Raw genomic sequence first — 13,747 nt, 5'->3', positions numbered from 1 at the left:
CACTGGGCTCAGGCCCGGCGCCATTGCGTCAAGCCACCCGGCTTGTCGTCAAGTTCGATGCCGGCCTCGCGCAGTTCGGCGCGGATGCGGTCCGCCTCGGCGAAATTACGCGCGGCCTTGGCGGCGGCGCGCGCATCGATCAGCGATTGAATGGCGTCGGCGTCCAGCGTGGCGCGCGCGCCTTGCTCGATGGCCGCGGCCGAATAGCGCGTGGGCGACTGGAAGTACGTAGCCGGGTCCTGCTGCAACAAACCCAGCAAGGACGCCAGCGCCTTCATCTGGCCGGCGCTGCGCGCGCTTTTGTCGCGGTTGGCCTCGGTGGCCAGTTCAAACAGGGCTGCCACGGCCCCCGAGCTGTTGAAGTCGTCGTCCATGGCCGCCTTGAAGGCTTGGGCCTGCGGCTCGTTCCAGTCGATGCCCTGGTCGTCGGCCGGCACGTTCTGCAAGGCCTGGTACAGGCGATCCAGTGCGTTTTGCGCGTCGATCAGGTTGTCGGGGGTGTAGTTCTGCGAGCTGCGATAGTGGTTGCGCACAATGAAGAAACGCACCATTTCGGCTTCACGCGGGTTGACGCGGTAGTCGGCGTCGTCCGCCGCGGGGTCGCCCAGCGCCACGGTCTGGCGGATGGTGCGGAAGTTGCCCAGCGACTTGGACATCTTGTCCGAATCCACCATCAGCGGGCCGCAGTGCATCCAGATGTTGGCCAGCGTGCCGCCGAACGCGCCTTCGGTCTGCGCGATTTCGTTTTCGTGGTGCGGGAATTTCAGGTCGGGACCGCCGCCGTGGATGTCCAGCGGCAAGCCCAACAAGGATTTGCTCATGGCCGAGCATTCGATGTGCCAGCCGGGGCGGCCCATGCCGTAGGGCGATTCCCATTTGGTGTCGGCGGGTTCGTCGGCCTTTGCCGACTTCCACAGCACGAAGTCCAGGGGGTCACGCTTGGCCGAGCCCACCGCCACGCGTTCGCCGGCGCGCAGGTCGTCCAGCGTCTTGCCGGACAGCTTGCCGTAACCGGCAAAGCCGCGCACGGCGTAGTTCACGTCGCCGTCATCGGCTTGATAGGCCAGGCCGTTCTGTTCCAGCTTGCCGATGATGTCCAGCATGTCGCCCACGTAGTGCGTGGCGCGCGGCTCGCGGTCGGGCGATTGAACACCCAGCGCGCGCTCGTCGGCGTGCATGGCGGCGATGTAGAACTCGGTGACCTCGCCGATGCGGCGGCCGGTTTCAACGGCGCGGCGAATGATCTTGTCGTCGATGTCGGTGATATTGCGCACGTAATCGACGGCCAGGCCGGTGGCGCGCAGCCAGCGCTGCACGACGTCAAACGACACCAGCATGCGGGCATGGCCCAGATGGCAGAAGTCGTACACGGTCATGCCACACACGTACATGCGCACCTGACCAGCCTGGGCCGGTTTGAACGGTTCTTTGGTACGCGATAACGTGTTGTAGATTTGCAGCATGGCGCTTATGTATTGGTCTGATTGCTTTCCGCGGCGAAATCGGAAAAAGTTGCTGGGGCGGGACGATGCCCCCGGTATCACCGGCATCACCGGCATCGCCGATATGGCCGATATCGCCGATATCACCGATATCGCCGGCCCCCGGGATACCCCGGGCGCCACCGATACCGCGCGTCCTGCCGGGGGGCTCCAGCTCGACATCTCTGTTCCGGCTCAAGCTCTTGCCGAAACAAAAACGCAACCGGGGCTAAAATGGCGGTCGTCAAGTATAGCAAGCGGCCCGGTCGCACGCGTAAGTGCTGCCCGGCCACGACTTTTAACGGATACCCACGTGACTATCAAGCCGCGTTTTTGTGTCGCCCTGCTCGCGCTGGCCTTTGCCGGCGCGCCGGCGGGTAGCGCCTTTGCCCAGTCGATGGCCGGCGGCGGTGGGGCCAGCCCCAACGCCACGCGCACCACCCTGGACCCCATCCCCCCCGAAGGCGGCTGGGACAGTCTGGCCAAACTGCTGGAAGCGGCCAAACCCGGCGTGGACACGCGCTTGACGCCGTCGCCCTCGCAGATCACCAACCGCATCGAAATGCTGCTGAACCGCGGCGATAACGAAGAAGCGTTGGCGATGATCGAAAAGCGCGAAGCCGAAATCAAGGACCAACGCGGCACCGATGTGCAGCTGATGTTCCAGCACGCGCGCGCACTGGCCGCCCTGAATCGCACGGGCGAAGCCATCGACATCTACACCGACATGACCACGCGTTTCCCCGAGCTGCCGGAACCTTGGAACAACCTGGCCGCTCTATATGCCAGCCGCGGTGAACTTGAAAAAGCGCAAGACGCCCTCCAAATGGCACTACGCGCTGACCCCGGCTACGCCGCCGCCCGAGCCAACCTGGGCGATCTGCAACTTCTACAGGCCCTGCGCACTTACAAGAAGGCCGCCAGCGATGGCGTGCCCGGCATGCAGGAGAAGGCCCGTGAAGTCGAAACCATGCTGAAGGATAAACAAGGCAAATGATGTCCCGTTACTCACCCTTCCACCTGCTGCGCCTGACGGCGTGCTCGTTCGCGCTGGCCGCATTTGCCCCAGCGCTTGTCAGCGCCGCCCCAGCGGCCTCCTCCACCACCACTACTTCTGAAGGCACAAAAGCCATGAGCACCAACCCGCGCGTCAAGCTTGTTACGAACCAAGGCGATATGGTCATCACCCTGGACGCCGCCAAGGCGCCCAAGACCGTCGAAAACTTCCTGACCTACGTCAAGGAAGGCTTCTACAACGGCACGGTGTTCCACCGCGTGATCGACGGTTTCATGATCCAGGGCGGCGGCTTCGAACCCGGCATGAAGCAAAAGCAAACGCATGCCCCGATCGAAAACGAAGCCAACAACGGCTTGAAGAACGACAAGTACACCCTGGCGATGGCCCGCACCAGCGATCCGCATTCGGCCACCGCGCAGTTCTTCATCAACGTGTCCAACAATGATTTCCTGAACTTCACGTCGCCCACGCCGAACGGCTGGGGCTACGCCGTGTTCGGCACCATCACCGAAGGCACCGACGTGGTCGAGAAGATCAAGGGTGTGAAGACCGGCAACAAGGGCTTCCACCAGAACGTGCCCAACGAAGACGTGATCATCGAGAAGGCCGAGATTCTTGAATAAGATTGCCCTGCCCGGCCCGATCTGGCTGGCGTCCGACCTGCACTTGGGGCCGGCCACGCCGGCCACCTCCGAGGCATTCCTGGCGTTTCTGGAGGCCGCGCGGCAGGAAGCTGCCGCGTTGCTGCTGCCGGGCGACATCTTTGACGCCTGGATCGGCGACGACGTGATCCGCGCCGCGCCGCCGTGGCTTGCCACGGTGTTGACGGCGCTGCGCGACACCAGCGCACGCATCCCGGTATGGCTGGGGCGCGGCAACCGCGACTTCCTCATTGGGGAAGAACTGGCCGCGGCCGTGGGCGCCAAGCTGCTGCCCGAGCCCGCCCTGCTGCAAACGGATGCCGGCCCGGTGCTGCTGACGCACGGCGACGAGTTCTGTACGGACGACGCCGCGTATCAGCAGTTCCGCAAGATGGTCCGCAATCCGCAATGGCAGGCCGAGTTCCTGGCCAAGACCATCCCCGAACGCCTGGCCATGGCGCAGCAGGCGCGCGGCGAAAGCCAGGCGGCCAACCAGACGAAGTCCATGGAAATCATGGACGTCAATGGCGCCGCCATCGAGTCGATCTTCCGCGATAGCGGCGTGCCCGTGCTGGTTCATGGCCACACGCATCGCCCGGCACGCCACGTGCTGGACGTGGATGGCAAGAAGCGTGAACGCTGGGTGCTGCCCGACTGGGATTGCGATCACGTGTCGCCCCCGCGCGGTGGCTGGCTGATCATCGATAGCGATGGGCTGACGTTCTACGACCTGGAAACGGAATCGTAAGGGCAAGACTCAGGACAAAGCCGAACGCTGTGCAGCGCCGGCAACGGCCGCACAATGAAAATGGCCTCGCAACCGCGAGGCCATTTTTTTTGCGCGACTGAACGGGATCAGCGCGTGAAGATCCACGCGGCGACCACCGCGCCGAACACGATGCGATACCAGGCGAACACCCGGTACGTGTGGTTGGCCACGAATCGCAGCACCGCGCGCACCACCACCATCGCGCTCAGGAACGCTGCGATGAAGCCCACGGCGATGCCGGACAAGTCATGCTGGGTCAGCGCGCCGAAGTTCTTGTACATATCGAAAACGGCCGCGCCGAGCATCGTGGGCATGGCCAGGAAAAACGAGAATTCCGTGGCCGTCTTGCGCTGGATGCCGGCGATCATGCCGCCGATGATGGTGGCGCCCGACCGCGATGTGCCCGGAATCATGGCGAAGCACTGCGCCACACCCACGCCCAGCGCCTGCTTCCAGGTGATCTGTTCGAGCGTGTGCGCGGACGCCCGTTCGTCGGACGCCGTGTCGTCGGCAGCGCCCGGCGCGTCGCCCGGCGTGTGATGCGTCTTGCGTTCCACGTACAGCATGATCAGGCCGCCCAGCACCAGCGTCACCACCACCACGCCGGGGTGATAGAACACCGACTTGATGGTCTTGATGAAGATGGCGCCGATGACCGCCGCTGGCAGGAACGCGATGATCAGGTTGCGGGTGAACGCGACCTCGCTGGCCACGCCGGTCAAGGTGCCCCGGATCAGCTGGATCAACCGCGCCCGGAACACCCACATCACCGCCAGGATCGAACCCAGCTGGATGACCACTTCGAACACCTTGCCATCGCCGGACTGGAAGTTGATCCAGTCGCCCACCAAAATCAGGTGGCCGGTGCTGGACACGGGGATGAACTCGGTCAGGCCTTCAAGAATGCCAAGAATGAAGGCCTTGATCAGATAGAGCGCGTTGTCAGTCACGATAGGTAGGGGTTCCGGTTAATCGTTGGCCAGCGGGGCTTCGTCCGACAGCATTTCCTGCGGCCGCTTTTCAACGCGCACCAGCGCGATCCGGCGGCCGTCCATTTCCAGCACCTCGAAGCGGAAGTGCTGGTGATGGGCTTCGTATTCGCAGACATCGCCGGGCTTGGGCAGATGGCCAAAGCGCGACAGCAGGTAGCCTGCAAGGGTGGAAAAGTCTTGGGCTTCGTCGACCAGGCCTTCGGTTTCCAGCACCTGTTCGACGTGGTGCAGGTCGGCCGCGCCGTCGATCTTCCAGGTGTTGTCGCCGTCGGCCACGATGTCGGGCAATTCGTCTTCGTCGGGGAATTCACCGGCGATGGCCTCGAACACGTCGATGGGAGTGACCAGCCCTTCAATGGCGCCGAACTCATCGGCCACCAGCACCAGCTGCCCGCGCGACCGTTTCAGCGTGTCCATCAACCGCAGGATGCCGATGGACTCGTGCACGATGATGGGATCGCGCAGCCGGTTGCGGCGCACGCGCCCTTCGGTGATCAGGTCGGCAACCAGGTCCTTGGCGCGCGCGATGCCCAGCACTTCATCCAGCGACCCCCGGCACACCGGGAAGAAGCTGTGGGGCGCCTCGGTCAGCTGATGGCGGATCAGTTCCGGGTCGTCGTCGATATTGATCCAGGACACATCCGTGCGCGGCGTCATGATCGACCGGATGGAACGTTCGGCTAGCGTCAGCACGCCGCTGACCATGTTGCGTTCTTCCACGCCGAAGGCCGGAATGGCCGGGCCGTCGGCATTGGGCAGGTCGGCTTCGTCGCTGGTGGGCGGGCGCTTGCCCAGCATGCGCAGCACGGCCGACGCGGTACGTTCGCGCATCGGACGGCGGGCGTCCAGCTTGAGCAGGTTGCGGCGCGCCACCTGGTTCAGCGCCTCGATGGCCACCGAGAAGCCGATGGCCGCGTACAGATAGCCCTTGGGCACCTTGAAGCCAAAGGCTTCGGCCAGCAGCGAAAAGCCGATCATCAGCAAGAAGCCCAGGCACAGGACCACCACGGTCGGGTGCGCGTTGACGAAGCGCGTCAGCGGCTTGGAGGCCAGCAGCATGATGCCGATGGCGATGACGACGGCGATCATCATGATGGCAAGATGGTCCACCATGCCCACCGCCGTGATGACCGAGTCCAGCGAGAACACCGCGTCCAGCACCACGATCTGCGTAACGATCACCCAGAAGCTGGCATACACGCGCGGCCCGGAGGACCCCGCGTGCTGACCGCCTTCCAGGCGCTCGTGCAGTTCCATCGTGCCTTTGAATAGCAGGAACAGGCCACCGACCATCAGGATCAGGTCGCGCCCCGAAGGCGACACCGGACCGACTGTGAACAAGGGGGTGGTCAAGGTGACCAGCCACGACATGACGGACAGCAGGCCAAGCCGCATGATCAGGGCCAGGCTCAACCCCATGATGCGCGCGCGGTCGCGTTGCGCAGGGGGCAGCTTGTCCGCCAGGATGGCGATGAAAATCAGGTTATCAATGCCCAGGACGATCTCAAGGACGACCAGGGTAAGCAAGCCGACCCACGCTGCGGGGTCTAGCAGCCACTCCATCAGGAGCTCCAGAAGTTACACGACCGGTAATCGTACATGGAAAATTCGTGACATGCCGGTGACACGCGGCCCTCCGTTTGCCTGATGGCCAATGGCTTTCAGCCATGCGCATGGCTGGTGTTCACCTTGCAAGGACCATAAAAAAACCGGCCCGAAGGCCGGTTGTGGCAAGGCCGCATCGGCCCGCGCGATCAGGCGGCGGACGGCGGGTTCAGCGACGTCAGCAACTGCGTGAAGATCTTCGGGGTGGCGGCCAGGACGTTGCCGCTGTCCATCCAGCCTTGTTCGCCGTCAAAGTCGGCGATCAGGCCACCGGCTTCCAGCACCATCAGGCTGCCCGCGGCCAGATCCCAGGGCTTCAGGCCCACGCCGCAGAAGCCGTCCAGACGGCCGCTGGCCACGTAGGCCAGGTCCAGGACGGTGGAACCCATGCGGCGCACGCCCGTAACGCTTTCGGCCATATGGCGGAAACGCTGCGAACCCTGCTCGGGGTCGCCGGCGTTGGGCCAGTGCGCGCCCAGCAGCGCTTCGTGGTAGCGGGTACGGCCCGAGACGCGCACGCGGCGGTCGTTCAGGAAGGTGCCGCTGCCACGGCTGGCCGTGAACAGCTCGTTGCGCGAGGGGTCATAGATGACCGCTTGCGTGACCTGGCCGCGCTGGGTCAGCGCGATGGACACGGCGTAGTTGGGCAGGCCGTGGATGAAGTTGGTCGTGCCGTCCAAGGGATCGATGATCCATTGGAATTCAGCCTGGTCGGGACCTTGCAGCCCGAATTCCTCGCCCAGCACGGCATGATCCGGGTAAGCGGCATGCAGCGTTTCGACGATGGACTCCTCGGCGGCGCGATCGACTTCCGTGACATAATCGCGCGGCCCCTTGCGAGCCACGCTGAGTCGTTCCAAATCCATGCTGGCACGGTTGATAATGGTGCCGGCACGCCGGGCCGCCTTGATGGCGATGTTGAGCATCGGGTGCATAAAATTCCGTACGTATGCGGTGGGTTCGCGTGATGATAGGCCACTTGCCGCCCCCCCCGATCCGTCGTCGCCCCAACGGGGAAATCGACCCAAAAAACCAGGAAGGCGTGAAGCCAAACGCGCCATTTTAAATGACTCAAGCATTTTCACGTGTTCGCTTCATTATGGTGAACCCCAGCCACCCCGGAAACGTGGGTTCGGCGGCCCGCGCCATCAAGACGATGGGCTTCTCCGAATTGGTCTTGGTAGCGCCTAAATTTCCAGATGTAACCAGCCAGCCGGAGGCCGTGGCCCTGGCCAGCGGCGCGCTGGACGTGCTGGAAAACGCGCGCATCTACGCGTCGCTGGAAGAAGCGCTGGCGCCCGTGACCATGGCGTTTGCCCTGACCGCGCGCGTGCGCGATCTGGGTCCTCCGCCCTGCGACATCCGCCAGGCAGCCGATTTGGCCCGCGCGCATCTGGCCGGCACGGCCCAGGGCGTGGCCGCCGTCGTGCTGGGCACCGAACGCGCCGGGCTGACCAACGCGCAGATCGCCCTGTGCCATCGCATCTGCCACATACCCGCCAACCCGGAATACAGCTCGCTGAACGTAGCCCAGGCCTTGCAGCTGGCCGCGTGGGAGCTGCGCTACGCGCTGCTGGTGGAACAAGGCGCGGCGCTGTTGCCCGCATCGACCGCGCAAGAGCCGTCGCGCGGAGCCGAGCCGGCTTCGGGCGAGGCCGTGCAGGCGTTCCTGGCGCATTGGGAAGAAGCGCTGATCGGCGTCCAGTTCCTGGACCCGGCGCACCCCAAGAAGCTGATGCCGCGCATGCGCCATCTGTTTTCGCGGCCGGCGTTGACGCGCGACGAAGTGGACATGATGCGCGGCGTCTGCACCGCCATGCTGGCTACCGCGCGGCGCAACGGCGGCGCAAAAAAATAGGGACGGGCGCAAAGCCCGTCCCTGTCGGATCAGATCCCGGTAGCGGCTGGCGCCGGCCGGGGTATCGCCCGATCAGTCCACCTTGGCGCCCGAGGCCTTGACCACCGGGGCCCAGCCGTCGACTTCCGACTTGATGAACGCGCCGAATTCAGCCGGCGTGGTCTTCACGCCCACGGCGCCCAGCTTTTCATAGCTGGTCTGCACGGAAGGCTTGTCCAGCGCTTTCTGCATGGCGGCGTTCAGCGTATTGATCACTTCGGGCGGCGTGCCGGCCGGGGCCAACAGGCCGAACCAGGACGACACGTCAAAATCGGTAAAGCCCGATTCCTTCATGGTCGGCAGGTCCGGCGCGCTCTTGGAGCGGTCGCTGGTGGTGACGGCCAGGGCGCGCAGCTTGCCCGATTGGGCGTGCGGCCATGCCGACGGCATGTTGTCGAACATGAATTGCACCTGGCCGCCGATCAGGTCGGTCATGGCCGGCGCGCTGCCCTTGTAGGGCACGTGCAGCACGTCAATGCCTGCCTTCATCTTGAACAGCTCGCCCGCCATGTGGATGGACGTGCCGCTGCCCGACGAGGCAAAGGCCAGCTTGCCCGGGTTCTTCTTGGCGTAATCGACCAGTTCCTTGACGGACTTGACCGGCACTTCCGGGTTCACCACCAGGATGTTAGGCACTTTGGCGCCCAGCGCGACCGGAGCGAAATCCTTGGTCAGATCGAACGTGACGTTCTTGTACAGCGTCTGGTTGATGGCGCTGGTGACAGCCACGAACAGCAGCGTGTAGCCATCCGGGGCGGCGCGCTGCACCTGGTCGGTGGCGATGTTACTGCCGGCGCCCGGCTTGTTTTCAACCACGAACGACTGGCCCAGGGCCTCGGTCAGTTCCTTGGCCATGATGCGGGCAATCACGTCGGTGGTGCCACCGGCGGAAAAACCGACCACGATGCGGACAGGTTTGTCAGGGTAGGCAGCGTGGGCGGAACCCATCGCGAATGCGCTTGCGGCGGTAGCCAGAAGGGTGGCGGCAAAACGCCGCAGGCCAGGCTTTTGACCTGTAGTCATAGTGTCTCCGTGCAGGTACTGTCCATTAGATGGACGATTCGAATTATTTGATGACGCATTTTGAGCTATACACGACGGTTGCATCAAGGTAGAGTCCACGCTACGGACAATGGTTTTCCCTTGACCGATTCGCAATAACCCTAAGTTCTCAGAGATTTGCATGCAAGACAGTGATGCCGCGGCCGCAGGCCCACGCACGTTGCGGCGCGGACTTGCCGTGCTGGCCGCCCTGCGCGACCAAGGGCCCGACGGCCTCAGCGTGACCGATATCGCCCGCTTGACGGGCATACAACGCCCCACCATATACCGCCTGTTGGCCGCCCTGCTGGACGCCGGCCTGGTGCTGCCCGTGACGGGCACCAAGAAATATCGCGCCCAGTTGGCCGTGGACCCTGACACCCGCTCGCGCGATCCGCGCGTGCGCCAGCTGCTGCCGGTGCTGCGCCGCCTGGCCGACCGCACGGGCGACGCCGTGTTCCTGGTGGTGCGCGACGATGATGATTCCATCAGCCTGCATCGCGAGATCGGCAGCTACCCGGTCCAGATCCTGGCCACTTACGCGGGCAAGCGTCAGCCGCTGGGCGTGGGGTCGGGCGGCATGGCGCTGCTTGCCGCCCTGCCGGACGACATCGCACGCGGCATCGTCGACCGCAATTCGGGCCGTCTGGACGAATATGGCGGCATGACGCCGCAGGAAATGTACCGGCTGATCGACAACACCCGCGCGCGCGGCTATTCCGTGGTGGGCAATCACGCGGTGCGTGGCGCGTTGGGCGTGGGTTGCGCGCTGCTGGATTCGCACGGTTCGCCACTGCTGGCCGTCAGCGTCACGGCCATCATCGACCGCATGCCGGCCCAGCGCCAGCGCGAGATCGCGGGCTGGATCAAATCGGAACTGGCGCGGCTGGCCATGCAGGCCTGATCGCGCACGGCGGCAAGGCGCTGGTACGCCGAATGAACAACGGGCACCCGAAGGTGCCCGTTTGCATTGGTATTGGCAAAGTCTGCCAGAAACCGCTCAGGTGGCCGCGTCGGCCTTGCCCGGGGTCCGGGGGTTCTGGATTTCGCGCAGCGGAATCGGCGGTTGGAAACCGGCCGCTTCCAGCGTCGTACGGATTTCCTGGTACAGGCCCCAGCGCAGGTCCCAATACTTGCTGGATTCCGCCCACACGCGCACGTTCACGATGACGCCGCTTTCCTTGTACTCAAACACCTTGATCTGCGGCTCCGGATCCATCAGCGCATCCGGGCGCGCAGCCACGATTTCCTTCAGCTTGGTCATCACCTGATCCAGATCGTCGCCGTAGCGCACCGGCACCGGGATATCCAGGCGGCGCGTCTTATTGCGACTGTAGTTGGTGATGGTGGCGTTCCAGACAGTGCTGTTGGGCAGGGTCAGGTGGATGCCGTCGCCTTGCACCAGCCGCGTCAGGAACAGGCCGACCTCTTCCACCGTGCCGTCGGCGCCGGAGCTCAGGGCGATGTACTCGCCCGCCCGGATGGGGCGCAGGATCAGCAGCATGATGCCGGCCGCGATGTTTTGCAGCGTGCCTTGCAAGGCCAGGCCCACGGCCAGACCGGCGGCGCCCAGCACAGCGATCAAGCTGGCCGTCTGCACGCCGAAGCGAGCCAGCACGGCGATGACGGTAAAGATACGCACCGCCCACACGACCGTGGTGTAGAACATCGGCACAATCGTCGGGTCGATCTTGCTGGAGCGCATCGAGGCGCGACGCACCCAGCTGCCCAGCAACGACGACACCCACCACCCGATGATCAGGATCAGCAGCGCCACCGACAGATTGATGCCCATATCAACCAGCCTGGGGGCCCAGGCCTGAAATTCGTTCAAGGCGTCTTCCATGGAATTTTCCACAAAAAATAACAACCGAAAACTGTATCAGATGACGCCGACGCAAAGGGGCGCGGCGCGGGCTTGCTATGTCAAGCTTTGTAAGTGCCGAGCCGCGCGTCAGGCCTTGACGATGCGAAAGTGGTTGTCCCAGGACAGCTCGCGCGATGGCGGCAGCACCGGCGCGTGGTAGCCCGTTGCATCGGCACGCAACATCGCGCCCAGGCCACTGCTGATCAGAAACCCGGCTTGGGGCGCGGGCGCCACGCCGCATCCGTCCGCCAATTGCGTCGTGCCCAGGCAGCGGCCGTTGGCGGCATCCCAGTACATCACCTGCCCCCCCACCGGGCTGGACGTGGCGATGATGGCGCCCGACGCGTCCACCGTGACCGAGCCCACGTAGTTGCGCATATTGCGCAGCGTTTCCGCCGGCCCCTCGAAGAGTTCCAGCTGCGCGCCCCGGCGATGCCGCCCCACCAGCGCGGGCCGATCCGAGGCCGGCCCCATGTATTGGCAGCCAAACCATACGCAGCCATCATCCGCCAGCGCCAGGTGCCGGATCGACAAGCGATGCAACGCGGGCGCCAGCTCTACCTTTTCAAGCAACCGGCCACTGGCCGCGTCGATATAGGCCAGCGATGGCCGCATCGTGTCCAGATTCAGTTCCAGCTTGCCGTAATCGGGATGCGTCAGGATGCCGCCGTTGGCCACGCACAGCGTCTTGCCGTCCGGCATCAATACGACTTCATGCGGACCGATGCCGCCCGAATCGAATTCGCCGATACGGCGCCATGCGCCGCCGGGCGACGCATCGTAGATGCCCAGCACGCCGCGTCCGCCTTCAAAGTCGTTTTCCGTGGCGGCCAGCAGGCGCCCGCCATCAATAAACGCGCCGTGTCCGAAAAAATGGCGTTCGTCGGGTACGGGCAAGGCCTGCGGCTGGCCCTTGTCGCGCAACGAAAACGCCACGGCAAAAAAGCCCGGCTGGCGGCCGAACACCACGGCGCGCTGGCCCCGGGCGTCGATGGCAAAGCTGTGGCCGCGCGCGGGCATCGGCACCACAAGGCGGTCGTGCCCGGCCTCGTCCAGCAACACGGCTTCGTCGCGGCCGCCGCGCTTGCGCGCGCTGAGATACAAGGCGCCGCCATCGGCGGGCAGCACCGCCCTCGCGGCGGCGGGCGCCAAGCCCAGCGCCGTGGCCAGCATCAGAAAGCGGCGCCGATCAATCACCATCAAGCGCGTTGAAGCCGATGGTGACGCCCAGCGCCGGGGCCAGATCCTGGTCCACGATGGCCTTGGCGTTCTTGATGGTCAGCGACGCCAACAGCAACAAGCGCCGCCCGTCTTCGTCTTGCAGCGCGGCATCCAGCGGCGCGGGCACCGCTTGCAAGGTCCGGGCGGCGGATTGCAATTCGCCGCGCACGGACACATCCATCCATTCGCTGCCGGCTGGCAGGGCATAGGCGCCCGCCTGATAGAAGGCCTTCAAGCCATCCAGGTTTGCCGCCAGCAAGCGCGTGGACAAGCCGCTGCGCCAGAAGGCGGCGCGCTTGGGCCGCGCGGCGTCGGCGGACTCGCCCAACACCGGCAGGATCTTCACATCGCGGGCAAACTGCAAACCGGTCGACAAGGCCTTCATGGCCTCGGCGGCAATTTCCTGGGGGTCGCGGTACAGGTCGTTGCCGGCTTGCGGCTTGGCGAACTGGCGGCCGAACTCGCCTTGCGGGCTCCAGGCCTGGGCCACGTCGCGCGATATCGTCGTGACGTTGGCGGCCACGGCGCGCGCATAGCCGCAAGCGTAGGCAAAGGTCGGGGCGCCGGTCTGCTTGAGCAGCGCGGGGTCGCCATACAACACGTATTCCAGCGCCGGCAGGCCCTGCACCGCCACACTGCGGCCGGCCAGCGCGCCGGGTGCGAGCAAGGCGGCGTCTTGCGCGGCGATCAACTGCTGCACTTGACGCGGCATGACGCCGCGCGTGTCGGGCCAGAACGCCAGCCGTTCAAAACGGTTGGCCTGCACCAGTGGGCCGAAACGCAGGATCTCGACGCCGGACCACGCCAGCATCAATTGGGTATAGGCGTCGGCCACGCGCGTGGCGCCGGCGGCATCCGGCTTGGCGCACCAGCCGCCCAGCGCGCCATCCAGCGCGGTGGCGGCATCCACCATCTTGCCCACGGCCGGGCGCGCGTAGTCGCGCGCCAGCCGCTCGCCCAGATCGGCGGGTAATTGCGCCTGCGCGGCCAGCGGCACGGCCAGCATCGCCGCAGCCAGGGTGGCCTTCAATGCCGAACATTTCAATGCGAAGGACTTCAACGCAGTGACCTTCGGTGCGGCGGCATGCAACGCGGTCGCCGTCAGCTCGAAAGTGCCCAGCGCGGACACCTTCAGCGGGATGACCTTCATCAGCGGACCGTTCCACGCGAACGCCCCGCCCTGCGCAGCCTTACCGCCCGCTTGCGTCATGGATC

Annotated in this window: 13 protein-coding genes; 5 read left to right on the top strand and 8 right to left on the bottom strand. The window is 65.0% G+C overall.

What is annotated here, in order from left to right:
- Positions 1–8 precede the first annotated feature (8 nt).
- On the bottom strand, positions 9–1,463 hold the full coding sequence (gene cysS / locus V6F88_RS20805) for a cysteine--tRNA ligase (RefSeq protein ID WP_332611885.1): 1,455 nt from the start codon (positions 1,461–1,463) through the stop codon (positions 9–11).
- Between the two features lie 331 nt (positions 1,464–1,794).
- Here cysS and V6F88_RS20800 point away from each other — a divergent pair, with 331 nt between their 5' ends.
- From V6F88_RS20800 to V6F88_RS20790, 3 genes are all read left to right on the top strand, one after another.
- Positions 1,795–2,478, top strand: coding sequence for a tetratricopeptide repeat protein (locus V6F88_RS20800; RefSeq protein ID WP_332612050.1), 684 nt, complete (start codon positions 1,795–1,797; stop codon positions 2,476–2,478).
- A gap of 134 nt (positions 2,479–2,612) precedes the next feature.
- Positions 2,613–3,122: a peptidylprolyl isomerase gene (locus V6F88_RS20795; protein ID WP_006225507.1), complete on the top strand. Its 510-nt coding sequence runs from the start codon at positions 2,613–2,615 to the stop codon at positions 3,120–3,122.
- Positions 3,115–3,888: a UDP-2,3-diacylglucosamine diphosphatase gene (locus V6F88_RS20790; protein WP_332611884.1), complete on the top strand. Its 774-nt coding sequence runs from the start codon at positions 3,115–3,117 to the stop codon at positions 3,886–3,888. Before V6F88_RS20795 ends, V6F88_RS20790 begins: the two co-directional genes overlap by 8 nt.
- Before the next feature lie 107 nt (positions 3,889–3,995).
- On the opposite strand, the gene V6F88_RS20785 is transcribed toward V6F88_RS20790, so the two are convergent.
- From V6F88_RS20785 to V6F88_RS20775, 3 genes are all read right to left on the bottom strand, one after another.
- The gene (locus tag V6F88_RS20785) at positions 3,996–4,859 is read right to left on the bottom strand and encodes an undecaprenyl-diphosphate phosphatase (protein ID WP_332611883.1); all 864 of its coding nucleotides are present in this window, start codon (positions 4,857–4,859) and stop codon (positions 3,996–3,998) included.
- An 18-nt stretch (positions 4,860–4,877) separates the two neighbouring features.
- Entirely contained in the window at positions 4,878–6,464 is a 1,587-nt protein-coding gene (locus V6F88_RS20780) for a TerC family protein (protein WP_332611881.1), read from the bottom strand.
- Between the two features lie 191 nt (positions 6,465–6,655).
- On the bottom strand, positions 6,656–7,441 hold the full coding sequence (locus tag V6F88_RS20775) for an inositol monophosphatase family protein (protein ID WP_046804166.1): 786 nt from the start codon (positions 7,439–7,441) through the stop codon (positions 6,656–6,658).
- Between the two features lie 131 nt (positions 7,442–7,572).
- Between V6F88_RS20775 and V6F88_RS20770 the strand changes: the two genes are divergently transcribed.
- Complete coding sequence (locus V6F88_RS20770) at positions 7,573–8,364, top strand: RNA methyltransferase (RefSeq protein WP_332611880.1); 792 nt, start codon at positions 7,573–7,575, stop codon at positions 8,362–8,364.
- A gap of 72 nt (positions 8,365–8,436) precedes the next feature.
- Here the strand turns inward: V6F88_RS20770 and V6F88_RS20765 are convergent, their stop codons facing one another.
- Positions 8,437–9,426 carry a Bug family tripartite tricarboxylate transporter substrate binding protein gene (locus V6F88_RS20765; protein ID WP_120156398.1) on the bottom strand — a complete coding sequence of 330 codons (990 nt, stop codon included), beginning with the start codon at positions 9,424–9,426 and terminating at the stop codon, positions 8,437–8,439.
- A 160-nt stretch (positions 9,427–9,586) separates the two neighbouring features.
- Between V6F88_RS20765 and V6F88_RS20760 the strand changes: the two genes are divergently transcribed.
- Entirely contained in the window at positions 9,587–10,348 is a 762-nt protein-coding gene (locus V6F88_RS20760; protein WP_046804169.1) for an IclR family transcriptional regulator, read from the top strand.
- A 96-nt stretch (positions 10,349–10,444) separates the two neighbouring features.
- On the opposite strand, the gene V6F88_RS20755 is transcribed toward V6F88_RS20760, so the two are convergent.
- From V6F88_RS20755 to V6F88_RS20745, 3 genes are all read right to left on the bottom strand, one after another.
- Positions 10,445–11,290, bottom strand: coding sequence for a mechanosensitive ion channel family protein (locus tag V6F88_RS20755; protein ID WP_332611878.1), 846 nt, complete (start codon positions 11,288–11,290; stop codon positions 10,445–10,447).
- 108 nt (positions 11,291–11,398) lie between these two features.
- The gene (locus tag V6F88_RS20750; RefSeq protein WP_332612047.1) at positions 11,399–12,511 is read right to left on the bottom strand and encodes a DUF1513 domain-containing protein; all 1,113 of its coding nucleotides are present in this window, start codon (positions 12,509–12,511) and stop codon (positions 11,399–11,401) included.
- Positions 12,501–13,538 carry an imelysin family protein gene (locus V6F88_RS20745; protein WP_332612045.1) on the bottom strand — a complete coding sequence of 346 codons (1,038 nt, stop codon included), beginning with the start codon at positions 13,536–13,538 and terminating at the stop codon, positions 12,501–12,503. Before V6F88_RS20745 ends, V6F88_RS20750 begins: the two co-directional genes overlap by 11 nt.
- Between the last annotated feature and the right edge of the window lie 209 nt (positions 13,539–13,747).

Source organism: Achromobacter sp. ESBL13 (assembly GCF_036668755.1).
Lineage (GTDB): Bacteria > Pseudomonadota > Gammaproteobacteria > Burkholderiales > Burkholderiaceae_B > Achromobacter.
The sequence above is the reverse complement of the archived record's forward strand: the minus strand, read 5'-3'. Positions and strand labels throughout refer to the sequence as shown.